Source organism: Aquimarina aquimarini (assembly GCF_900299535.1).
Classification (GTDB): Bacteria; Bacteroidota; Bacteroidia; order Flavobacteriales; family Flavobacteriaceae; genus Aquimarina; species Aquimarina aquimarini.
In genome coordinates, this window is sequence record NZ_OMKE01000007.1 from 7,501 (window position 1) to 31,518 (window position 24,018).

General features: G+C 33.5%; 21 protein-coding genes and 2 tRNA genes (1 of these 23 only partly in view). 20 read left to right on the top strand and 3 right to left on the bottom strand.

Translation table 11 applies throughout. The annotated features are described in order from the left end of the window. The 4 genes from DG508_RS02305 to DG508_RS20930 all read left to right on the top strand — a co-directional run. Nucleotides 1–667, top strand: the 3' portion of a protein-coding gene (locus tag DG508_RS02305; protein ID WP_108866600.1) for a GHMP family kinase ATP-binding protein. It extends 407 nt beyond the left edge of the window; 667 of the gene's 1,074 nt are visible here — the last part of the coding sequence; its start codon lies off the left edge, out of view; the stop codon is at nt 665–667. Nucleotides 668–679: 12 nt separating this feature from the next. Beyond that, nucleotides 680–1,549 (top strand): sugar phosphate nucleotidyltransferase, encoded by an 870-nt coding sequence (locus DG508_RS02310; protein ID WP_108866601.1) that lies wholly within the window; start codon nt 680–682, stop codon nt 1,547–1,549. Between the two features lie 387 nt (nt 1,550–1,936). Continuing rightward, nucleotides 1,937–3,580, top strand: coding sequence for a helix-turn-helix domain-containing protein (locus DG508_RS02315; protein ID WP_159090616.1), 1,644 nt, complete (start codon nt 1,937–1,939; stop codon nt 3,578–3,580). A gap of 133 nt (nt 3,581–3,713) precedes the next feature. Then, nucleotides 3,714–3,878 carry a hypothetical protein gene (locus DG508_RS20930; protein ID WP_158250479.1) on the top strand — a complete coding sequence of 55 codons (165 nt, stop codon included), beginning with the start codon at nt 3,714–3,716 and terminating at the stop codon, nt 3,876–3,878. A 179-nt stretch (nt 3,879–4,057) separates the two neighbouring features. On the opposite strand, the gene DG508_RS02320 is transcribed toward DG508_RS20930, so the two are convergent. After that, a complete protein-coding gene (locus DG508_RS02320) occupies nt 4,058–5,200 on the bottom strand; it encodes an acyl-CoA dehydrogenase (RefSeq protein WP_108866603.1) in 1,143 nt (380 codons plus the stop codon). Between the two features lie 467 nt (nt 5,201–5,667). On the opposite strand from DG508_RS02320, the gene DG508_RS02325 reads away from it, so the two are divergent. The 10 genes from DG508_RS02325 to DG508_RS02370 all read left to right on the top strand — a co-directional run bounded on the left by DG508_RS02325 (nt 5,668) and on the right by DG508_RS02370 (nt 14,073). Next, nucleotides 5,668–6,894: a Glu/Leu/Phe/Val dehydrogenase dimerization domain-containing protein gene (locus tag DG508_RS02325; protein WP_108866604.1), complete on the top strand. Its 1,227-nt coding sequence runs from the start codon at nt 5,668–5,670 to the stop codon at nt 6,892–6,894. Nucleotides 6,895–6,922: 28 nt separating this feature from the next. After that, nucleotides 6,923–8,392 carry a sodium/proton antiporter NhaB gene (nhaB, locus tag DG508_RS02330; RefSeq protein ID WP_108866605.1) on the top strand — a complete coding sequence of 490 codons (1,470 nt, stop codon included), beginning with the start codon at nt 6,923–6,925 and terminating at the stop codon, nt 8,390–8,392. 80 nt (nt 8,393–8,472) lie between these two features. Then, nucleotides 8,473–9,159 (top strand): MotA/TolQ/ExbB proton channel family protein, encoded by a 687-nt coding sequence (locus DG508_RS02335; RefSeq protein ID WP_108866606.1) that lies wholly within the window; start codon nt 8,473–8,475, stop codon nt 9,157–9,159. A 1-nt stretch (nt 9,160) separates the two neighbouring features. Next, nucleotides 9,161–9,553, top strand: a complete 393-nt coding sequence (locus tag DG508_RS02340; protein WP_108866607.1) for an ExbD/TolR family protein — start codon at nt 9,161–9,163, stop codon at nt 9,551–9,553. 2 nt (nt 9,554–9,555) lie between these two features. Beyond that, the gene (locus DG508_RS02345; protein WP_108866608.1) at nt 9,556–10,449 is read left to right on the top strand and encodes an energy transducer TonB; all 894 of its coding nucleotides are present in this window, start codon (nt 9,556–9,558) and stop codon (nt 10,447–10,449) included. A gap of 9 nt (nt 10,450–10,458) precedes the next feature. Continuing rightward, complete coding sequence (locus DG508_RS02350) at nt 10,459–11,676, top strand: bifunctional folylpolyglutamate synthase/dihydrofolate synthase (protein ID WP_108866609.1); 1,218 nt, start codon at nt 10,459–10,461, stop codon at nt 11,674–11,676. A 79-nt stretch (nt 11,677–11,755) separates the two neighbouring features. Continuing rightward, a tRNA-Val gene (locus DG508_RS02355) sits at nt 11,756–11,830 on the top strand. Nucleotides 11,831–11,906: 76 nt separating this feature from the next. Continuing rightward, nucleotides 11,907–11,981, top strand: a tRNA-Val gene (locus DG508_RS02360). A 219-nt stretch (nt 11,982–12,200) separates the two neighbouring features. Further along, complete coding sequence (locus tag DG508_RS02365) at nt 12,201–12,851, top strand: 4'-phosphopantetheinyl transferase family protein (protein ID WP_108866610.1); 651 nt, start codon at nt 12,201–12,203, stop codon at nt 12,849–12,851. A gap of 151 nt (nt 12,852–13,002) precedes the next feature. Continuing rightward, a complete protein-coding gene (locus DG508_RS02370) occupies nt 13,003–14,073 on the top strand; it encodes a DUF2652 domain-containing protein (RefSeq protein ID WP_108866611.1) in 1,071 nt (356 codons plus the stop codon). A gap of 12 nt (nt 14,074–14,085) precedes the next feature. Here DG508_RS02370 and DG508_RS02375 read toward each other — a convergent pair whose 3' ends face one another. Further along, nucleotides 14,086–15,366, bottom strand: a complete 1,281-nt coding sequence (locus DG508_RS02375) for a UDP-N-acetylmuramoyl-tripeptide--D-alanyl-D-alanine ligase (RefSeq protein ID WP_108866612.1) — start codon at nt 15,364–15,366, stop codon at nt 14,086–14,088. Nucleotides 15,367–15,443: 77 nt separating this feature from the next. Continuing rightward, nucleotides 15,444–17,120: a gliding motility lipoprotein GldJ gene (gldJ, locus tag DG508_RS02380; protein ID WP_103866547.1), complete on the bottom strand. Its 1,677-nt coding sequence runs from the start codon at nt 17,118–17,120 to the stop codon at nt 15,444–15,446. Nucleotides 17,121–17,594: 474 nt separating this feature from the next. Here gldJ and porV point away from each other — a divergent pair, with 474 nt between their 5' ends. The 6 genes from porV (at nt 17,595) to DG508_RS02410 (ending at nt 23,983) form a co-directional block, all read left to right on the top strand. After that, nucleotides 17,595–18,770 carry a type IX secretion system outer membrane channel protein PorV gene (gene porV / locus DG508_RS02385; protein ID WP_108866613.1) on the top strand — a complete coding sequence of 392 codons (1,176 nt, stop codon included), beginning with the start codon at nt 17,595–17,597 and terminating at the stop codon, nt 18,768–18,770. A gap of 188 nt (nt 18,771–18,958) precedes the next feature. Continuing rightward, complete coding sequence (locus DG508_RS02390; RefSeq protein ID WP_108866614.1) at nt 18,959–19,441, top strand: cytidine deaminase; 483 nt, start codon at nt 18,959–18,961, stop codon at nt 19,439–19,441. Between the two features lie 166 nt (nt 19,442–19,607). Further along, nucleotides 19,608–20,609: a pyruvate dehydrogenase (acetyl-transferring) E1 component subunit alpha gene (gene pdhA / locus DG508_RS02395; protein ID WP_103866550.1), complete on the top strand. Its 1,002-nt coding sequence runs from the start codon at nt 19,608–19,610 to the stop codon at nt 20,607–20,609. A gap of 3 nt (nt 20,610–20,612) precedes the next feature. Next, nucleotides 20,613–22,220, top strand: a complete 1,608-nt coding sequence (locus tag DG508_RS02400; RefSeq protein ID WP_108866615.1) for a pyruvate dehydrogenase complex dihydrolipoamide acetyltransferase — start codon at nt 20,613–20,615, stop codon at nt 22,218–22,220. A gap of 88 nt (nt 22,221–22,308) precedes the next feature. Then, nucleotides 22,309–23,283, top strand: a complete 975-nt coding sequence (locus DG508_RS02405) for a M20/M25/M40 family metallo-hydrolase (protein WP_108866616.1) — start codon at nt 22,309–22,311, stop codon at nt 23,281–23,283. Between the two features lie 16 nt (nt 23,284–23,299). Further along, nucleotides 23,300–23,983 (top strand): SDR family NAD(P)-dependent oxidoreductase, encoded by a 684-nt coding sequence (locus DG508_RS02410; protein ID WP_108866617.1) that lies wholly within the window; start codon nt 23,300–23,302, stop codon nt 23,981–23,983. Nucleotides 23,984–24,018: the final 35 nt, after the last annotated feature.

Consider the following 24,018-nt stretch of genomic DNA (forward strand, 5'->3'; position numbering starts at 1 on the left):
TGCTAGAATTGCATATGAAGCAGAAGTTTTAGAACATAATGAACCAGGAGGGTTGATGGATCAATATTCAATTGGCATAGGCAATGTTTTGTTTATTGATACAAGTAAAGAAGCATCTTATGATACTATTAAGAATGATATTCCAGGATTAATTGTTGGAGAATCTGGGGTAAAAAAAGAAACCATAGGTACTTTGGGAGATAGAAAAGAAAAAGCATTAAAAGCGATTAAGTATATCGCTGATAAAGTTCCTGATTTTGACTTGAAAAGAACAAAATTAGAGGAATATGATGACTATGAGAAATACGTTCCAACAGAATTGAAACCTTATTTTTTTGCAGCGCTAAAAAATCATTCAATCACTTTGAAAGCGCTAGAGGAACTAAAAAAAGAATGCCCCAATATGGAGTATATTGGGAATCTAATGAATGAACATCATCTTGTGCTCAAAAATATTCTTAAAATAACAGTACCTATAATAGATAATATGGTAGCAAAAGCTATAGAAGCAGGTGCATATGGAGTAAAGATCGTGGGGTCTGGTGGTGGTGGAAGTATTGTTGCGCTAGCTCCAAAAAACAAAGAACAGGCTGTTATCGAAGCAATTCAAAAAGAAGGTAAAGCTGCATATGTTGTTAATGTAGATGCAGGGGCTAGAGTTATTTAAAAAATAAGGAATATGTATGAAAATTTAATTATTCTGGCAGGAGGAGCTTCTTCTAGAATGAAAAAAGAAACAACAACAGGACTTAGTAGTGAGTTAACAGTACAAGCAAATACAAGAACAAAATCTCTTATTAGTATTGATGCAGCAGGAAGACCTGTTATGGATTACCTATTGTATAATGCCAAAAAAGCTGGGTACACCAAAATTTTTATTGTTATAGGAGAGAATGGAGGGTTGATGAAGGAGTTTTATGGAGCAGAGGATAAAGGAAATGACTTTCATGGATTAACGATTAATTATGCGGTACAATACATACCAAAAAATAGAGTCAAACCTTTTGGTACAGCAGATGCACTTTGTCAAGCAATTATTCAATATCCACAATTAAGAAATGATAGCTATACAGTATGTAATAGTGATAATTTATATTCAATAGAAGCATTACAAGCATTACGAGAAATAAATCACCCTAATGCATTTATGAGTTATGATAGAGATGCATTGCAGTTCCCAATAGAGCGTATAGCTCAATTTGCATTGGTGTCTTTGGATAATGAAGGTTTTTTAGAAAATATAATCGAGAAACCATCAGTGATAGATAGTCAGCGATATAAGGATAAAGAAGGTAAGCTTAGAGTAAGTATGAATGTATTCAAATTTAATGGAGCAATGTTTCAGGATTATATTGATAATTGTCCTATAAACGAAAAACGAAACGAAAAAGAATTACCCACAGCTTTATTAAACATGGTAAAAGAAAATAAACAGTCTGTTATAGGTATTCCAATTTCAGAACATGTGCCAGATTTAACGTCAAAAGAAGATATTGCTATTTTAAAAAAATATATAGAAAAAGAATATGTAGATATGAATTGGGATTAAGGTAATAGGGGGCAAATTAATTTTGATGCATGTATTTTTATGAATTTATTAAAAAGACTATTATTCTTGAATTCTAATTCTTGAAATATTTCAGAAAATGACAACTAATCTTATATTGTTTTTTTATTGAACTTAATTGAAACTAATATATAAATAGAGCTTGCATTTTTTAAGGTAATTTGATGAGAAGTTATAAATTTCACTTTATCTTTTTTTTATATTTAAATTCTTTTTTTTACTAGTATAATTACCTTTTTGAAGTTTAATATTCTTTGTATGTTTGTTTGGAATTAGGTTTAAGGTTGATTCTTGTCCCTTATTAGAATGCGTATGAAAGCTATCTGCTTGTTTGTTGTGTTAATGTGTTTTATGCCTACTTTGTATTCTATGCAAAAGCAGAAAGTGGTAGATTCTATTTCTTCAGATTCATTACAACAAAAATTATTGGTAGAACTGGAACTGTTGTTTTGGAAGAATGAAAATAAAGGTTCAGTTCTTAGAAATAAAATTGCCAGTACATATCTTTTTAAGGCCAAAAAAATAATGGATAAAGAAAAGATAGCCGATGGATATCAAATGTTTCTTTCTATCTATAAAAAAGATTCTCATATATCATTACAATATGTAGACTCTATTATAGGAGTAACTAAAGAGTTGAAAAATAATCATTATCCTTCTACAGGATATACGATGAAAGGAAATATATTAAGCGCAATAGAACAATATGATGAAGCATTAAAAGCATATTTGATTGCTAAACAATATGCAGAAAGGAATAATAATGCACAACAATTGATTGGTTTAAAACACAATATAGCATTGTTGAAAACTACTTTAGGAAAAGAGAAAGAAGCTTTGCAAGTGTATAGACAAAATTATAACTCTTTAGAAAAACAAGGTAGTGCTATAAAAAATAGTCAAATTTATATAGCTACGTTATATAAATTATCGGATAGTTATAATGGAATTAAACGCTATGATTCTGCATATTTTTATTTAAAAAAAGGTATTAAAGCTAGTCTGTCTAATAAGTATAAGTTTTATTACCCGAATTTTTTATTTATTTATGGAATCAATAGCTACCACAGAGAGGAGTATCAATCCGCTATTGATAGTTTGAGAAAAGCATTGGTTTTATCCAAAGAAGATGTGAATGATATAAATGTAAGAAAAGGGTATTTGTATTTAGGAAAAATCTATTTACATCTAAAAGAAGAAGGGAAAGCACTATACTATTTAAAAAAAGTAGATGAGATAACTAATGAATCAAACTACAGATTAGAAATAGGAGAGACGTTTACATTATTACTGGATTATTATAAAAAGAATAAAGATCAACATAATCAGTTAGAAATAATGGAAAAAATGCTACGGTATGAAAGCATTTCTAATATAAAATATAATCGATTAAATAACTCCATTGTAAAAAAGTATGATATCCCACAATTGATCAAAGATAAAGATCAATTGATAAGTGAAATTAGAAATGACAATAAGTTTTTGACTTATACATCAATATCTTTTAGTGTTTTTTTGATCATATCAGTGAGTTCTTTTTACATTTATTTTTCTAAGAAAAGGAAAAATAAATATAAAATTCAATTAAATAAGGAACTAGAGAAGGTTAAAGCTATAGAGGATAAGAAGGTAAAGGTTGTGAAATCAAATAAGGATCTTTCTGCCAAATTGATTAAGGAAATACTTGAGAAGTTGAATGATTTTGAATGTAATCAAGGATATTTAAAAAACGACCTTACTCTAATTAAGGTTTCAAAAAAAATAAAAACAAATTCTACCTATTTATCTAAAGTGATCAATATGGAAAAGCAAAAGAATTTTGCAAATTATATTAATGATTTAAGAATAGAATATTGTGTAAGTCAAATAGAAACTAATGAAAAGTTTAGACAATATTCTATCAAGTCAATTGCAAAGGAGGTCGGTTTTAATAATATACAATCTTTTGCAAAAGCTTTTTTTAAGAATAAAGGGTGTAATCCAGTAGAATATGTAAAAAGAGTTGCGGGCTAGTTAGTCGTGATTTTTTTATCTTTAAGAAAATAGGTGAATATTTATAAAATTTAAGTTTTAATGTAAGATTAAACGATCTCAATAAAGATTAACTTCTTATTTTTAAAATCTAAAAGAATCAAATTAAAATACAATGAAAGGAAAAAATAAAATCAAGCTTCAAAAAATTAAAATTGCAAAATTAGATGATTCAATGAAATTTCGAATTAAGGGAGGAGATGATTTTGGGAAAACTAATAGTGCTGGTTGTGTTTCACAACCCCCTTGTCAATCGATAATTGATGTAGCTGATGAATAAGAAGTCATGTATGTAATTATAGAATATAGAGGTGCAATTCTTGATGTGTTTTGTTTAATTTAAAATTCAGTTCAGATAGGGGTGAGTTTACGTTTTGGAGAAAATATAGATAGAATATCTAAAATAAAAAAGCCCAGTTTGTAAGACACAAACTGGGCTTTTTATTAAAGAATTTTTAATTAATCTCTAAGAATACTTCTCGAAATTACGATTCTCTGTATTTCAGAAGTTCCTTCGTATATCTGAGTTATTTTTGCATCTCTCATTAAGCGTTCTACATGGTACTCTTTAACAAAACCATTCCCTCCATGCACCTGTACAGCTTCAACAGCAACATCCATTGCTACCTCAGAAGCATATAATTTTGCCATTGCACCAGAAAGATCATAATTCTCATGATTGTCTTTATCTTTTGCCGCTTTGTATACAAGCATTCTTGCAGCCTCAATTTTGGTGTGCATGTCAGCAAGTTTAAAAGCGATAGCTTGATGATTCATTATTTCTGTTCCAAAAGCTTTACGTACTTTAGAATATTCTTTTGCCAATTCATAAGCTCCTGCAGCAATTCCTAAAGCTTGTGCTGCAATACCAATTCGGCCACCAGCTAGTGTTTTCATAGCGAATTTGAATCCAAAACCATCTTCTCCAATTCGATTTTCTTTAGGAACTTTTACATCATTAAATATAAGAGAGTGGGTGTCACTACCTCTTATTCCAAGTTTATCTTCTTTTGGGCCAATTTCAAACCCTTCCCATCCCTTTTCAACTATAAAAGCATTGATGCCTTTATGTTTTTTCTCTCTATCCGTTTGGGCAATAACCAAATAGTAATCTGCAGAGTTACCATTGGTAATCCAGTTTTTTGTACCATTAAGGATATAATGATCTCCTTTATCTATAGCCGTTGTTTTTTGAGAAGTAGCATCACTACCTGCTTCTGGTTCTGATAGGCAGAAAGCTCCTATTGATTCTCCTGTAGTAAGCTTGGTTAAGTATTTTTCTTTTTGCTCAGCATTTCCATAGGTATCAAGCCCCCAGCATACCAGAGAATTATTTACAGAAACAATAACAGAGCAAGAGGCATCAATTTTAGATAATTCTTCCATTGCAAGAACGTAAGAAATTGTATCCATTCCACCTCCACCATATTCAGGAGAAGCCATCATACCAAGAAAGCCAAGTTCTCCCATTCTTTTTACTTGTTCTGTGGGAAATTCTTGCTTGTTGTCGCGTTCGATTACACCGGGTAATAATTCTGATTTGGCAAAATCACGAGCTGCGTCTCGGATCATTAACTGCTCTTCTGATAATTTGAAGTCCATATTTCTTTATAATTTACTATGCGTGCATAACACGAAATTCGTACTTTTTAATGAAAAAAAAATGAGATACCCCCCTTTTTTTTAGTAATTCTACAAATATAAGCTATAATATGATAGTTTTACTGTTTTTTTGATTTTTTGAGAAAATCACTTTTAGCCATATATGTCGGGGAATTTTTATATATTCTTTGATAAAGCATCTAAGTTGTTTTTCTCCTGTGAAAAAGATCTCCCTTAATTTACTATAATTTTATTTTTATTTCAGGTTTTACCGTATTTAGTTTTTTATATTTGTGAAATCACATTTGATTGTAATTCGATTTATTGTAATATCAAGAAATATGACTCAACTCTAACCTCCGTAAGGAGGATTATTTTTAATTTAAAAGTACGATAGTAAATATGTTGTTTTTTGAAATATGTTTTTGAAAATACAATTGGTTATTCAATAAATTGAAATTTTAAAAATGAAAGAGTTATTAAGTAAATACGAAAATAAAACACCTGAAATAGTTTTTAATTGGAAGGATTCTGAAACCGAAGCCGAAGGCTGGACTGTTATAAATTCTCTTAGAGGAGGAGCAGCTGGAGGAGGTACAAGAATGCGTAAAGGATTGGATATGAATGAGGTTCTTTCTTTGGCAAAAACTATGGAGGTTAAGTTCACAGTATCTGGCCCTACAATAGGAGGTGCAAAATCAGGTATTAATTTCGACCCTGATGATCCACGCAAAAAAGGAGTACTTAAACGATGGTATAAAGCAGTCTCTCCATTATTAAAAAGCTATTATGGAACTGGAGGGGACCTTAATGTAGATGAGATACATGAGGTGATCCCTATTACCGAAGAATGTGGTGTGTGGCACCCTCAGGAAGGTGTATTTAATGGCCATTTTCAACCTACAGAAGCAGATAAGATTAATAGAATAGGACAGTTGCGCCAAGGAGTAATCAAGGTGCTGGAAAATACTATGTTCTCTCCCGATGTAGATAAAAAATATACTGTAGCAGATATGATTACAGGATATGGAGTTGCAGAAGCAGTAAGACACTATTACACTATCTATGGCGGCGAAGTAAAAGGAAAGAGAGCTGTAGTGCAAGGTTTTGGTAATGTAGGCTCGGCAGCAGCTTATTATCTTTCAGAGATGGGAGCAAAAGTTGTGGGAATTATTGATCATGCTGGTGGATTGATCAAAGAAGAAGGTTTCTCTTTTGAAGAAATTAAGGAATTGTACTTAAATAAAAAAGGAAACAAATTATATAGTGAACAACTCATTCCTTTTGAAGAAATGAATGAAAGAGTGTGGTCACTGCCAACAGAGATTTTTGCACCTTGCGCGGCATCTAGATTGATTACCAAAGACCAGATAACAAAAATGATTGACTCTGGATTAGAAGTTATCTCATGTGGAGCGAATGTTCCTTTTGCAGATAGTGAAATATTCTTTGGACCTATTATGGAGTATACTGATGAGAAAGTAAGTTTGATACCTGATTTTATTTCTAATTGTGGAATGGCAAGAGTCTTTGCATATTTTATGGAAAGAAAAGTGCAAATGACAGATGAAGCTATTTTTAAAGATACCTCAGAAACGATAAAGAAAGCAATTCAGGATCTTTATAATAATAAACAAACAAAAACCAATATAAGTAAGACAGCATTTGAGATAGCCCTCAAACAGCTAGTCTAAATATTAATTGTATTAACCAAGTAAAACTATGTTCAAGTATTTTTTAGGGAGCAGTCCAAAATGGTTTAAGGCCGTAATGGTAGGATTTTTGATTTTTAATGTATTTTCTTATTTCTTTTTAGGGCCAACAATAACGTCCTGGTTGTTTATAGGAGAGTTTATATTTACGCTGGCAATGGCGCTTAAGTGTTACCCATTACAATCGGGAGGATTATTAGCTATTCAAATCTTAGCATTAAATCTTACTACATCAAAAAACGCATACCATGAAGTTGATCAGAACCTAGAAGTAGTTTTACTATTGGTTTTTATGGTAGCAGGAATATATTTTATGAAACCTTTACTGATGTATATCTTTAGTAAAGTTTTTACAAAAATAAAATCTAAAGTGGTATTGTCGCTATTATTTGTATTTCTAGCGGCAGTACTTTCTGCATTTTTAGATGCATTGACTGTAACTGCTGTATTGATAAGTGTTGCAGTAGGGTTTTATGGTGTGTATCATAAGATTCATTCAGGATCAGGAGATTATAATGAGAGTGGTGTGCTGGATAAAAAAGAATTGAGTGGAGAGACTCTAGAGCAATTCAGAAGCTTCTTGCGAAGCTTAGTGATGCATGGAGTTGTGGGTACAGCACTAGGAGGTGTGTGTACCTTGGTAGGAGAACCTCAAAACTTACTGATAGGTGAGCGAATGGGGTGGGATTTTATACAATTCTTTCTCAAAATGGCACCAATCTCATTGCCAGTTTTTGGGGCAGGAATGATTACAACAGTAATTTTAGAAAGCACAAAATCATTTGGTTTTGGAGCGAAATTACCAGAAGTAGCTAGAAAAATTATCGAAAATTATACAGAAGAAGAAGATGCTAACCGATCAGAAAAATCCAAATATGGATTAATCGTTCAGGCAGTATCAGCATTACTATTAATTGCAGGTCTAGCATTGCATTTGGCACCAGTTGGATTAATAGGTTTAGCGCTAATTATAGTGCAAACTGCTTTTATGGGAATTACCGAAGAGCACCAACTAGGAAAAGCTTTTGAAGAAGCGCTACCGTTTACTGGATTGATCGTTGTTTTCTTTGTTATTGTTGCAATGATACATGATCAGCACCTTTTTAAACCAATTATTGATTGGGCGCTATCTTTAGATCCAGGCCAGCAACCTTCAATGTTTTATGTGGCAAATGGAGTATTATCAATGATCAGTGATAATGTCTTTGTAGCAACAGTTTATATAGGAGAAGTAAAACAGGCATTTGATAATGGAGTGATATCAAGAGAGCAGTTTGAGAAACTAGCTATTGCGATTAATACAGGTACAAATTTACCAAGTGTTGCAACACCAAATGGTCAAGCAGCGTTTTTATTCTTGTTGACCTCCTCTTTGGCACCATTGATTGGATTGTCATATACCAAAATGGTAAAAATGGCTTTCCCTTATACAATAGTTCTTGGAGGTATTGGTTTATTAGGGATAATATATATACTATAAAATTAAACATACTTAACCTACAGAATTAACGTTAGTATACTAACCACTAAATTAACGAAATCAAAATGACATATTTATCAATGCTTGGCGCTTTGGCCCAGAATACCCCAGAAATTGAGACACCAGTAGAAGACAATTCACTATCGATCATGGATCTTTTGCTTAGCGGAGGAACAGGAGCGATAGTTATTATAGGAATCCTTTTTGTACTACTGTTTGTAGCAGTTTATATTTATTTTGAAAGAATATTTGCGATTAAAGCAGCTTCAAAATATGATGAAGGCTTTATGGATAAGATTAGAGATAGTGTAGTAAATGGTAAGATAGAGGCTGCAAAAATACTTTGTGCCCAAACAAACAATCCTATTGCTAGATTAACAGAAAAAGGGATTTCTAGAATAGGTCATTCCTTAGAAGATATAAACAAAGCAATAGAAAATGCAGGTAGACTTGAGGTGTATAAGCTAGAGAAAAATGTAAGTATTTTAGCTACCGTAGCAGGGGCTGCTCCTATGATTGGTTTCTTAGGAACAGTAATTGGTATGATTTTAGCATTCCATAATTTGGCATCAAGTTCAGGAACTGCAGATATGGGTGTTTTGGCAGAAGGTATTTATACTGCTATGACAACAACTGTAGGAGGATTGGTAGTTGGTATTGTTGCCTATATAGGGTATAACCATTTGGTAGTAAGAACAGACAAAGTGATTCATAGTATGGAGGCTAACGCTGTTGATTTCTTAGACTTGTTAAACGAACCTGCATAATATGAATTTGAGAGGAAGAAACAAGGTAAGTCCAGAGTTTAGTATGTCTTCTATGACAGATATTGTATTTCTGTTACTAGTATTTTTTTTACTAACATCTCCTGCGATTACTCCAGAAGCTCTAGATTTAATATTGCCTAAAGCAAAAGGAAAAAGTTCTAATGTGCAGAATATATCTGTAAGTATTACTAATAAACTGCAATACTATATAGATGATGAGCGTATAAGTCAAAGCAGTTTAGAATCAACTTTGCTATCTAGATTAGAAGGAAAAAATGAACCGACAATTATTCTTAGAGCAGAAGAAGGAGTTCCTATAGAGAAGGCAGTTGGAGTAATGGATATTGCGAATCGAAATAAATTTAAAGTAATATTGGCTGTTAGGCCAGAGTGATAATGATAAAACTAGATACAAAACATAAAAGAAAATCATTTATACTTACAGTACTAGTGCATTTAGGGATTGTTTTCTTACTGTTTTATCTGATTTTGAATTATATAGATGTAGAAGAAGAAAGTGGTATTGCTGTAAATTTTGGAACTACAATGACTGGGTCAGGAAAAGTTCAGCCTGATAAACCTATTAAGTCAACCCCAAAGCAGACAAGCCCAGAGGTGTCTTCTTCTACTCCAGAACCACAAGAAGAGTCTCCTGAGATTAAAGATAAGGTGATAACTCAAGATATAGAAGATGCACCTGTAATTGAGAAAAAACCAAAAAAACAACCTAAAAAGAAGGTTGAGAAAACAAAAGAAACATCTAAGGATAATCGCAAGGAAACTTCAAAAAATAAAGTAGAGAATAAGCTTACAGAAAAAAAAGAGGAGAAAAAACCTGATCCGAAGCCAGATAAATCTACATTGGATATTTTAAATAGTTTTTCCAACGGACCGAAAAATGATGGAAAAGCTAAAGGAGGAGAAGGAGATGATAATTCTCCTGGTGACAAAGGAAGTCGTGATGGAGACCCTAATGCCAAAGCATATTATGGAACAGGGAAAGGACTGGATGGTGATGGTAATTATAGATTAGGAGGAAGAAAAGCACTTAATAAAAAAAAGCTTTTGCCTGATTGTAACGAATCAGGAATTGTTGTGGTGCGGATAGAGGTAAACCAAAGTGGTAAGGTGGTAAAAGCAACTCCTGGTGTCAAAGGGACAACCAATAGTGCTTCTTGTCTAATGAATCCTGCAAAAAAAGCGGCTATGGCTACCAAATTTAACAGTGATTCTAAAGCTCCTGTGAAGCAAGTAGGAACCATTATTTATCAGTTTCAAATTTCAGAATAATTATAGTGTATGAATTATAGGGAGACCCTGAATTGGATGTTTGCCCAATTACCGATGTATCAACGTCAGGGAGCTAGTGCGTATAAAATAGATCTTCAAAATACTATTCAGCTAGCCGCATATCTCAAAAACCCAGAGAACGCGTTTAAAAGTATTCATGTAGGAGGGACAAATGGTAAGGGTTCTGTGAGCCATATGCTGGCTTCTGTAATGCAGGAAGCAGGATATAAAGTTGGGCTGTATACTTCTCCGCATCTCAAGGATTTTAGAGAACGTATTCGGGTGAATGGAGAGAAGGTGCCCAAAGCATATGTAGTAGATTTTATAGCAAGTCATCAGCGTTATTTTGAAACCAATCAGTTGTCATTTTTTGAAATGACAGTAGGAATGGCATTTCAATATTTTGCTACATCAGAAGTAGATATAGCAATCATAGAGGTTGGACTAGGTGGCAGATTGGATTCTACTAATATTATTACTCCAGAAATATCTGTGATTACCAATATTGGATTGGATCATACTCGCTTTTTGGGAGATACTATATCAAAAATAGCCAAAGAAAAAGCTGGGATTATCAAAAAAAATATACCTGTTGTTGTGGGTAAGACCATAAAAGATGCAGAAGAAGTTTTTATAGAGACATCAAGAAAGCTTCATAGTAGGTTGTACATTGCAGAGGATTTTGAAGGAGAAACATATACTTCTGATCTAAAAGGGGATTATCAGAAGGAAAATATAAAGACAGTTTTGCAGACAGTAGACGTGATGAAATCTGTAGGCTGGGAAATATCTGATAAGTCTATAAAAGAAGGTTTACTACAAGTGAGAAAAAATACTCATTTATTAGGTAGATGGCATATATTACAAGAAGAACCAAAAGTAATTTGTGATACTGCTCATAATGAAGATGGGTTATTGTTTGTTATGAAGCAACTGTCTGATGAGAAATACGATCGTCTTCATATTGTTTTAGGAGTTGTTGATGATAAGGATTTGGATACGATTTTGCCTTTATTTCCAATGCATGCGCAATACTATTTTGTAAAACCAGATATTTTGAGGGGGCTAGATGCAGAAAAACTGAAGAAAAAAGCAGTAGAGTTTAATTTAGTAGGAAAAAAATATGACTCGGTTACAGATGCGTATGAATCTGCATTACAGCAAGCTACAAGTAATGATGTGGTGTATGTTGGAGGGAGTACATTTGTAGTGGCAGAAATACTCTGATTTTTGCAAAAAAACTTTTGGTAGACAATAAAACTATGTTATATTTGCATCCGCAATCACAATACGGATTGCGCTTTTAGGGCGCTTAGCTCAGTTGGTTCAGAGCACTTGGTTTACACCCAAGGGGTCAGGGGTTCGAATCCCTTAGCGCCCACTACAATTTACAGATAATGTGAATTGTGTTTTAAATGATGAGTTGATAAAGTCATTTTAATAATAATATTGTTTTAGGGCGCTTAGCTCAGTTGGTTCAGAGCACTTGGTTTACACCCAAGGGGTCAGGGGTTCGAATCCCTTAGCGCCCACAGAAATAAAAAATCCACACAATTTTGTGTGGATTTTTTGCTTTTATACTATTCTTAATTTGTAATTTTCAGAGATCAAGTGTTAGACCTATGCTTATGTAGGTGTTCTAGTTTGTTTGTTATCATGATCAATATATTTTTGAATGAATTATGTGTATTTAAAAGAAAAGTGATTTTGATGTAGAAACTTACTTTTTCCTTTTTAATTCAAATAGAAGAATGACTCAAATACTTTATTCGTATATACATAAAGAAAATCATGAGTACTTGCTACAAAATATAGCGCTTGATTTTCCAGTTAAATTTTATAAAAAAATTTTAAGATATAGAAGATGGCAGGATGCACAGTTGTCATTATTGGGTAGAGTGCTCTTGGATAAAGGTTGTAGAAATATAAATAGAAAAATCAACCAAGAAAAAATACAGTATACAGCGTATGGAAAACCATATGTAGAAGAAGGAGGGGTGAAGTTTAATATTTCTCATTCTGGAAATATGGTTGTTTGTGTTGTGACAGAAGGCTGTGAGGTAGGAGTGGATATAGAAGTGGTTCGAGACATAGATATTCATGATTTTAAATCACAGATGACAACATTAGAATGGCAAAAGATAATTTCTTCTCAGGATAGTAGGAATTCGTTTTTTGAGTATTGGACACAAAAAGAAGCGGTTATAAAAGCACATGGAATGGGACTATCGATTCCTTTAAAATCTTTTGAGATAGACAATAATCAAACAAATATAGAAGGGATAGATTTTTTTACAAAAGAGATTAATATCGATGATGGTTATAGGTGTTATTTAGCTTTTGATGATCAGGAGGCAATGTTAGGTATGCGGTATAATATGATTAATGTTGATAAGTATTAAATTTTCAGACTCTTTGTAGAGAGAATAAAAGGAAACAAGCTTCTTGCTGGTTTGTTATTTGTTTTGGTGTTATTTTTAAAGAATATAACGACTATTTAGAATAGAAAAGATAATCGTCATTGTGTCTATCTAATTATTTGAATAGAGTTGTATGGTAAGTTCGTTGCTTTTTATACCTGATATCTCAGGGTTTACGCATTTTGTTCAGAACACAGAGATTGCTCATAGCCAGCATGTTATTTCTGAATTGTTAGAGGTGCTTATTGAGGCTAATACTCAAGATTTGAAATTAGCTGAAGTAGAGGGGGATGCATTATTTTTTTATAAAGAAAAAGAGGTTCCTTCTCAAGAAAAGTTATTAGCTCAGGTTGAAACCATGTTTACCGCATTTTATAGTCACCTCAAGCTTTTAGAGAAAAATCGTATTTGTCCTTGTAATGCATGTGCAACAGCGCCAAATTTAGAATTAAAGATTGTGGTTCATTGTGGGGAATTGCAATTTATTACAGTGCAGAATAAGCATAAGCCTTTTGGAGAATCGGTTATAGAGGCTCATAGATTGCTTAAAAATTCAATAGCGAGTGATAATTATGTTTTGATAAGTGATAAGGTGTCTGCAATTGTTGGTCTTCGAGAAAACTATAGGAGTAAGTTGTATGATTTTGTAAAAGGAAAAGATCTGTATGATGGTAAGGAGATTGGTTATTTGTTTTCTACTATAGATAATGCAAAGCTAAAACTTAATTCATTTGCAGTTCCAGAGGAGGTAGTGTTAGATCATTCCCCATCAGTAGTTTTAACTAAAGAGTTTGATGTGAAAGCAACGCAGTTGTTGGAGTATATAACAAATTATGGTTATCGTCATTATTGGGTGAAAGGTGTTGATAAAATTGAGTACAACCCTGACGAGGTTACTCGGTCTGGTACAGAGCATGTATGTGTTATTGATGGTAAGCGGTTAAAATTTACTACAATTACTAAAAAGGGGAATCCTGATGAAATTATATATGGAGAGCGAACAACAGATGTTCCTTTAGAAGGTCTATGTCAGTTTTTTATTATAAAACCAATATCTGATAAAAAATGTTTATTGACAATAGAAGTGTATCCAGAGACAAGGTCTTTGTTAAGTAAGGTAATATTATTTCTATTTATCAAAAGAGCTATTAAAAAGTCTGTCAGGACTTCTATAGATAATTTAATTGAGTATGTTAGAGGATAATGCAGATGTTGATTAAAGAAGGTCTAAGATTCTTTCAAGCTTCATTCCTCGAGAGCCTTTGATGAGAATAGTGTTTTTTTTACTATTTAGATTCCAGTTGTTTTTTAAATCCTCATATGAAGTATATTTCTCAATGCGACTATCGGTATTTGTGGTTTCAAAGAATATATTTCCGATTAGGTATATTTTATCAATCTCTGTGTTGCTTATTTGATCTACTATTTTTTGATGCTCTAATAAGGATTCTTTGCCTAATTCGAACATGTCTCCTAAAAAAACAATTTTGTTTTTATCAGGTTGTTTGGTGAAATTAGTAATAGCGGCCTCCATACTTGTTGGATTGGCATTATATGCATCAAGGATAATTGTGTGCTCTTTTTCTTTTATAATCTGTGAACGATTATTGGTTGGAATGTAAGATGCGATCGCTTTTTTGATAATAGGTGCGCTAATTTTAAAATAACTTCCGATAGTAATAGCTGCTGCAATATTCGTGAAATTATATTCGCCAATTAGATGGCTAGAAATTGTTGTGTCATTGTAATAAACAGCTACATTTGGTGTGCTGTTTGTGATAGAGATGTTAACATCACTCTCGCTAGAAGAGGTGGCAAAGCTGTAAATATTCATTCCAGAAGAAGCGATGGTTAGTTTTTTGTCATCAAGGTTTAGAAAAACGAGTTTGTTGTGCTTTTTTAGGTAATCATAAAGCTCGGTTTTTCCTTTTAGAACTCCTTCTATACTTCCGAAACCTTCTAGGTGAGCTTTTCCTATGTTTGTGATGTATCCGTAATCAGGTTTTGTGATTTCACACAATGATTTAATCTCCTCCAGATGATTAGCTCCCATTTCTATAATCCCAATTTGTGTTTCTTTTGTCATGGATAACAAGGTGAGGGGAACGCCAATATGATTATTTAAATTCCCTATGGTAGCTGTTGTTTGAAAGCTTGAAGAGAGAACACTGTTGATAAGCTCTTTTGTGGTTGTTTTGCCATTACTACCAGTTAATGCTATAATGGGGATATTGAGGTAGTCACGATGAAAAGAAGCTAGATCTTGTAATGTTTTGAGGGTATCATTTACAAGAATGTATTTTTCTGAGGTTTTGTAGGTTGCTTCATCTATAATAACATATGATGCTCCAAGCTCTAGCGCTTTTTGTGCGTAGGTGTTACCGTTAAAATTTTCTCCTTTTAGAGCAAAAAACACACTGTTCTGTTTAATTTTTCGAGTATCAGTGCACACGCCATTGCTGGATATAAACAATTGATGTATTTGGTGGATAGTCATTAATTAGATGATGTTAAAAAAGCCCTGACAAGATTGTGCAGGGCTTTGGTATTTATAACGAACTTTGATTTATAATCTTATCTTTTTGGTTTCTGGTGTCTTGGTGTCTTTTTCTTTCTTGCTTTAGTACCTACACGAGACATTGCATTTCTGAAACCAATATAGTCGGTTGCCATATCTTGAGGCATAAACCTTCTTTGTGCAGGATCTAACCAGTATGCTCTGTCTTTCCAAGAGCCACCCTTGTATACACGTACCTTATCATCTACGATTGTAGTTCTCTTGCTAGACTCATCGTATCGTCGATCCATTTTGGTGCTATCTTCTGCATCTGGACCTACATGGTGAATAGGAGCGTTGTACATTCTTCTGTTAGGAGTATTTTCTTCCTGATATCCTTCGTAATATCTAGATGAGCTTTTGTCACCATCTCTATAGTTTCTATTGTCACTATCAGTAAAGTTAGTTCTCATGTATGTCTCATTCTCATCGATAGGAACTTGTAAAATTCCACCAGGTAATACACGAGCAATTATTTTTCCATTACTAAGTGTGTCATATACTATAGAGTCAGTCATTACTATTTTTACAGTTCCATCAGGATTAATAGCGTTTTTGGTATATACATTCCCTCTGTAGTAGTTGAAATCGTTATATTCATCATCTACAATTGGTCTGTATACATCAGCAACCCATTCTGCAACGTTTCCTGCCATATCATATAATCCATAATCATTAGGGTTATATGATTTTACAGGAGCAGTAATATCAGCTCCATCATCACTCCATCCAGCGATTCCACCATAATCACCATCACCTTGTTTAAAGTTTGCTAATTGGTCTCCTCGTGTTCTTCTTTGTCCTGATCTGGTGTATTTTCCATTCCAAGGATATTTTTTTCTACCTCTATAAATATTATAACTTCTGATTTCTACAAGGCCTAAAGCAGCATATTCCCACTCAGCTTCGGTTGGTAGTCTATATTTAGGTAAAAGTAATCCATCTTTTCGTTGGATGTATAATCCTGTAGAATCATTAGTTTTTGCGTATCTTTCTGAAGCTCTACCACCTCTGATGGCTTCATCATTACCTCCATAAGTTTGCGAAGGTGCGTTTAAATATGTGTCTGTGTCAAAAGTGCTTTCTGCAGAAACGTCTTCAAAAGGAGCGTTTTGTTTTATTACATCTTCTTCCTCAAGAATTCTTTCGTTAACGCGGTTTGTTCTCCAGTTACTAAATTCTACTGCCTGAATCCAATTTACACCAACAACTGGGTAATTAGCATATGCTGGGTGACGTAGGTAGTTATTGGTCATCATCTCGTTAAAACCAAGTCTGTTTCTCCAGACTAAAGTATCAGGAAGAGCTCCGTAGTATATATTTCTGTATTTAGGTTCTGTAGGAGGGTATACGCCTTTTAACCAATCTAAATATTCTAGATACATTACATTGGTTACTTCTGTTTCATCCATGTAAAAGGATTGAACATGTTGTTGTGTAGGAGTATTGTTCCAGTCGTGCATTACATCATCTTGTACACGACCCATGGTAAAGGTACCTCCTTCAATAAAGACAAGTCCAGGTCCAGTTTCTTGCTCTTTGTAATTGGTTTGTACCTGAAATCCACCATCTTTGGAATTGTATTTCCAACCAGTGGCTCTAGAACTGCTCCCATAATCGGTTTTAGAGCAACCAAACAGTAGAACACTAACGGAAAGCGCCATTAGCGACTTAAAAATAAACGCGTTTTTCATAATCTTAAGTTCGTTAAGTAGAAATTAGGGCTTGCAATATAAATAATAAACGTTAAAATTCCCCTAATTTTTTCAAAATATTATTAATTCACAGTTTTTTGCGAATTTATAATGACTTTGGTTTAACGCAATATTAAGGAGTTTATTATTTAGAAAGCAAGAAAAACTTCAATTTTATCATTGTAAAAATGTTGCTTAATTTTAATTTTTGATCAAAAACAGAATTTGTGAATGTTATGTTAAAAATATGTATAGGAGTTATTAATATTTATATTAACAGGGTTTGAATAAAAAATTAGAAATTCAATTTGTTCATTCAGGCGTGTGTTAAGGGGATTTATTGATTAAAAATCATATTAGATATAAGATATTTTCAAAATCAACGTTTATAAACAAGCAACTTAAAAAAATTAAGAACTCATTATTCTTACTAACTAAATAACTATATATTTGTCAAACTCAATTTTAAAGGATATGAAAAGATTATTAACCATTGGGCTGGTGTGCGTTATATTTTTAACTTCCAAAGTACAGGCTCAAGAACAAGTTAGGCCTATTACAACAGCAACTCCTTTTTTATTAATTGCAGCCGATGCGAGAGCAGCTGGTCTTGCGGATCAAGGGGTAGCAACTTCAGCAGACGCATTTTCGCAACAATGGAATCCTGCAAAATATGCCTTTGTAAAGAAAAAACAAGGGGTTGGAGTTAATTATACACCGTATTTAAGTAGTTTGGTGAATGATATATTTCTAGGAAATGTAAATTACTACAATCGTCTTAATGAACGTAGTGCAGTAGCAGCAAGTTTTAGGTATTTCAGTCTAGGGGATATAGAGTTTAGACAAGGGCCAAATGACGAGCCTAATGTGCAGAAGCCAAATGAATTAACGCTTGATGTTTCGTATGCATTGAGATTAAGTGAACAGTTTTCTATGGCAGTAGCAGGACGATATTTACGATCTGACCTTAGATTACAAGGTCCAAATAATGATGCTAGTGCTGCAGGAAGTTTTGGTGTAGATATAGCTGGTTTCTATCGAGGTGAAGAGATCGCTTATAATTCTTTTAATGGTAGATGGAGAGCAGGTGCTACTATTTCTAATATTGGACCAAAAATAAAATATGATGATGCAGGTCAGGAAAATTTTATTCCGACTAATTTTAGAGTAGGAGCGGCTTTTGACTTTATTTTTAATGAAGATAATAGGATTACTCCTTCGTTAGAATTTAGTAAATTGTTGGTTCCAACACCATTGGATGATACAATAGATAGAGATGGTGACGGTGATGTAGATTCAGAAGATCAAAAAATCGCTAATACAGAATACAATAATAAAAGTGCATTTGGATCTATATTTTCATCATTTGGTGATGCGCCAGATGGATTTAGTGAAGAATTAAAAGAGGTTACCTGGTCATTAGGAGCTGAGTATATGTATCGTGATGTCTTTGCTTTTAGAGCTGGATATTTTAATGAATCAGAAGAAAAAGGGGCACGTAAGTTCTTGTCTTTAGGGGCAGGGTTTAGATATAACATTGTGAATTTAGATATATCGTATTTATTTTCAACTTCCCCAATAAAAAGTCCACTTGACTCAACACTTCGTTTTGGTCTTTCATTTAATTTTGGAGACGAATATTACGACTAGATATAATAAAATTTAAATACTTCAAAAAGTATCATTCCGTTTTAGGTTTGATACTTTTTTTATTTGTAGTACATTGTTTGTCTTTTTCTCAGGAAAAGAATTAAATAATCTTAAAGATAGTTGGTGACAAATAATTTTGAAAAATAGTTGTGATTTGTAGATCAAAGTAAAACAAGTAAAATACGCATATGAAAGAAATAGAGATAAAATCTGTGTTACAGGTGTACGATTCTTTTGATGAGTTGCCTAATGATATTCAGGAACTGATGCAAAAGTCTATTGAGATCAGAGATAAAGCGTATGCACCTTACTCAGAATTTTTGGTGGGTGCAGCTCTTTTGCTAGAAAATGGTAAAGTGGTTTTGGGAAATAATCAAGAGAATGCATGTTATCCATCTGGATTATGTGCAGAACGTACAGCGATATATTATGCAGGAGCTAATTTTCCTGAGATTCCCATTGTTAGTATGGCGCTTTGTGCTAAATCACTAAAGTACCAATTGATAACACCAACACCTCCTTGTGGTGCATGTAGGCAAGCAATAGCAGAATATGAGCTTAAGCAAGATCATCCAATTGCTATTTATTTTATGGGAGAAACTGGCAAGGTGGTAAAGTCTTTTTCTTTGGCTAATTTATTGCCGTTAATCTTTGATAATTCATATTTATAACGTTTTCGTTGATTTTATGAGCAAACTCCTTTTCCCTTAATTTCGAATATCTTATTTTTGTTTTTTTTATTCTCTAAAATGAATGATTGAAGGGGGTAATAAATGATAGTTAGTTTTGATACTAGCCTTATTAGACATAGTTAGACATATATCAGTATATTTATAAATGAAAAAGATCACCAAAGACGTTTACCTGCATTGGTACGAAGAAATGCTTTTCTGGAGAAAATTTGAAGACAAATTAGCTCAGGTTTACATTCAGCAAAAAGTAAGAGGTTTTTTACACTTGTATAATGGCCAAGAAGCAATTCTAGCAGGGGCATTACATGCAATGGACCTTACTAAAGATAAAATGATTACAGCATATCGTAATCATGTACAGCCAATAGGTATGGGGGTAGACCCAAAACGAGTAATGGCTGAACTTTATGGAAAAGCTACTGGTACATCACAAGGATTAGGAGGATCTATGCATATCTTTTCTAAAGAGCATAGGTTTTATGGTGGACATGGGATTGTAGGAGGGCAAATTCCTTTAGGTGCAGGTTTGGCTTTTGCTGATAAATATCATAAAAGAGATGCGGTAACACTTACGTTTTTTGGAGATGGTGCTGCCCGTCAAGGGTCATTACATGAGACATTTAATCTAGCAATGTTATGGAAATTACCTGTAGTGTTTTGTGTAGAAAATAATGGATATGCTATGGGGACTTCTGTAGAAAGAACGGCAAACCATACAGATATCTGGAAATTAGGACAAGGATATGAGATGCCTTCTGGCCCTGTAGATGCCATGAATCCAATAAAAGTTGCAGAAGCAATGGATGAGGCTATTACAAGAGCAAGAACTGGAGGAGGACCGACATTCTTAGAATTAAAAACATATAGATATAGAGGTCATTCTATGAGTGATGCTCAAAAATATCGTACCAAAGAAGAAGTAGCAGAATATCAAAAGATAGATCCAATAACTCAAGTCTTAGATATTATAAAGGAGAATAACCATGCTACAGATGACGAAATTGCAATAATTGACAAAAGAGTAAAGGAAAGAGTAGCAGAGTGTCAAAAATTTGCAGAAGAATCACCATTCCCAGATAAAAATGTAATGTACGATGTGGTATACGAACAAGATAACTACCCATTTTTACCACACAAACCACTATAAGTTATGGCAACAGTAATTAATATGCCTCGATTGAGCGACACTATGGAAGAAGGAGTTGTTGCGAAGTGGCTTGTAAAAAAAGGAGATAAAGTAAGCGAGGGAGATATTCTTGCAGAAATAGAAACTGATAAAGCAACAATGGAATTTGAGTCTTTTTATGAAGGAACATTACTTCATATTGGGATTGAAGAAGGAGAGACAGCACCAGTAGATCAGTTATTGGCAATTATAGGAGAAGAAAACGAAGATATCTCTGATTTACTGAATGGAAATACTGCATCAGCACCTGCTGTAGTAGAAGAGAAAGCACAAGAATCTGCCACAGTTGCTAATGTGACGACTGCTATTCCTGAAGGAGTTGAGATTATTACAATGCCACGCCTTAGTGATACTATGGAAGAGGGAACAGTAGCTACTTGGTTAAAAAAGATAGGAGATACTGTTGAAGAAGGAGATATTCTTGCTGAGATAGAAACAGACAAAGCGACTATGGAGTTTGAGTCTTTCTATAATGGTACCTTGCTACATATAGGAATAGAAGAAGGGCAAACAGCAAAAGTAGATGCTTTATTAGCAATTATAGGTCCTGCTGGAACAGATGTGTCTGGTTTTAAGGATGGAGCAGTACCAGCGGTAGCTCAAGAAGCAATACCTGTAAAAGAAGAAAAGAAAACAGAAATTATAGCAACAAATTCTATAGGATCAGAAAGCTCTGGAGGTAGAATATTTGCTTCGCCATTGGCAAAGAAAATAGCGGCCGATAAAGGAATTGATCTCTCTATGATCAAAGGAACAGGTGAGAATGGACGTGTAGTAAAGAAAGATGTAGAATCATATACTCCATCAGAAACAGTTAATACTGCAACACAATCTGTAAAAGAAGAAATAGTTGCTACCCCTGCTGTACAAACTTTTACTCCTGCAGGAGAAGAGAGTTTTGAAGAAGTGAAAAATTCGCAAATGCGTAAAGCAATTGCAAAAAGTCTTTCAGCTTCAAAATTTACAGCACCACATTATTATCTTACGATAGAAGTTGATATGCAAAATGCAATGGCTTCTCGTAAAAACATTAATGAATTACCAGATACAAAAGTATCTTTTAATGATATGGTAGTCAAGGCATGTGCAATGGCTCTTCGTAAGCATCCACAAGTTAATACACAGTGGACAGATGCAACAACTCGTTATGCTAAGCATATCAATGTTGGGGTTGCTGTAGCAGTGCCAGATGGATTAGTGGTTCCTGTTTTGCCTTTTACGGATCATATGTCGCTTACTCAAATAGGAGCAAAAGTAAAAGATCTAGCAGGTAAAGCTCGTAATAAGAAATTGACTCCTCAAGAAATGAGTGGTAGTACATTTACTGTATCAAATTTAGGTATGTTTGGAATTCAGGAATTTACTTCTATTATCAATCAACCTAACTCAGCAATATTATCGGTAGGAGCAATTGTAGAAAAACCTGTGGTAAAAAACAGTCAGATTGTAGTTGGTAATACGATGAAATTAACACTAGCTTGTGATCACAGAACGGTAGATGGAGCTACTGGAGCACAATTTTTACAAACATTAAAACAATATCTAGAAAACCCAGTTACTATGCTGGCATAGACAGATTGTCGTTTGATATTTATAATTCATAATTAATCCTGCTTCATTTGGAGCGGGATTTTTTTATCTTTAACCAAAACACATTTTTATGCAAAAGAATATTTTTATCATTTTGGTTACACTACTGTTTATCAATTGTAAACAGATGACAGTTGCACAGTCACAGGTAGAATCTGTAAATGACAGTGCTCTTGAAAAGACAAAGGTTTCTGAAGTTGCAGATATTATCAATTTTTTAGCGAGCGACGAATTGGGTGGGCGTGATACAGGAAGTGAAGGGCTAGAGAAGGCAGCACAGTTTATAGAGAATGAATTTAAGAAGTATGGGGTTGTTCCTTATTTTGATACTTATAGAGATGATTTTGATGTAAAAGGAGTAAAGACATACAATGTAGTGGGGTATCTTAAAGGAACAGATGAGAAACTGGCTAAAGAGACCATTATATTGGGAGCGCATTTTGATCATATAGGTACAGCGAAAGAGGTGAATGGAGATACAATTGCAAATGGAGCTAATGATAATGCAGCAGGAAGTTGTGCAGTGATTTCTTTGGCAAAGCAATTTGCTCAGTTAAAAAATAATAAGCGTAGTATCCTTTTTGTATTGTTTGGAGCAGAAGAAGTAGGATTACAAGGTTCTATACATTTGGCAGAAGTATTAAAGAAGAAAAATATCAATTTATATACAATGGTTAATTTTGAGATGATAGGGGTGCCATTGAATGATAAACCCTATAAAGCTTATATCACAGGGTATAATATGTCTAATATGGCTAAAAAGATGAATGAATATTCGGGTCAGGAACTTATAGGATACCTTCCAAAAGCTGAAGAGTTTCAGTTATTTAGAAGAAGTGATAATTATCCATTTTTCCAGCAATTCAATGTGCCGTGCCAAACGATTTCTACATTTGATTTTACGAACTACGAATATTATCATCATGTAGATGATGAAGCATCTGAGATGAATTTTGAATTTATGGCAACCTTTATTAATCAATGTGTTCCTGTAATAACCAAAATAGCTAATACCACAGATAAAGAAATTAAGTTAACCAAATAGCGTTTTTTTTTATAGTATGAGTAAAAATATTATCATTACAGGGGCGAGTAGAGGAATAGGATATGAATTAGTAAAACTATTTGCAGGTGAAGGGCATCAGGTTTTGGCTTTATCCAGAAATGAAAAACCTGTTGTAGCACTTCAATACAAAAATGTTCATACATTCCCTTTTGATATTAGCAAAGAGAAAGATTTGCAAAAGATGGTTGATTATGTTTCTTCTACATGGCAACAAGTAGATATTTTAATCAATAATGCAGGGAAACTATTAAATAAACCTTTTGGGGAGATAACTACAAAAGAGTTTGAAGAAGTGTATAAGGTAAATGTCTTTGGGGTTGCAGAGATTACAAGATTAGTTTTACCTTTTATGAAATCTGGCAGTCATGTAGTGACTGTAAGTAGTATGGGAGGGATACAAGGAAGCATGAAGTTTCCTGGTCTAGCGGCATATAGTTCTAGTAAAGGAGCAGTAATAACATTGAGCGAGTTATTGGCAGAGGAATATAAAGAAAGTGGAATAGCTTTTAATGTACTAGCTCTTGGGGCAGTGCAAACAGAGATGCTAGAAGAGGCTTTTCCTGGATACGAAGCTCCGCTCACAGCAATAGAAATGGCTACCTATATTAAAGAGTTTTCTACTACAGGGAATAAATATTATAACGGAAAAGTACTTCAGGTATCTAGCAGTACACCTTGATGGATGTTTATCTGGTTTAAGAGTTACAAGTTGAA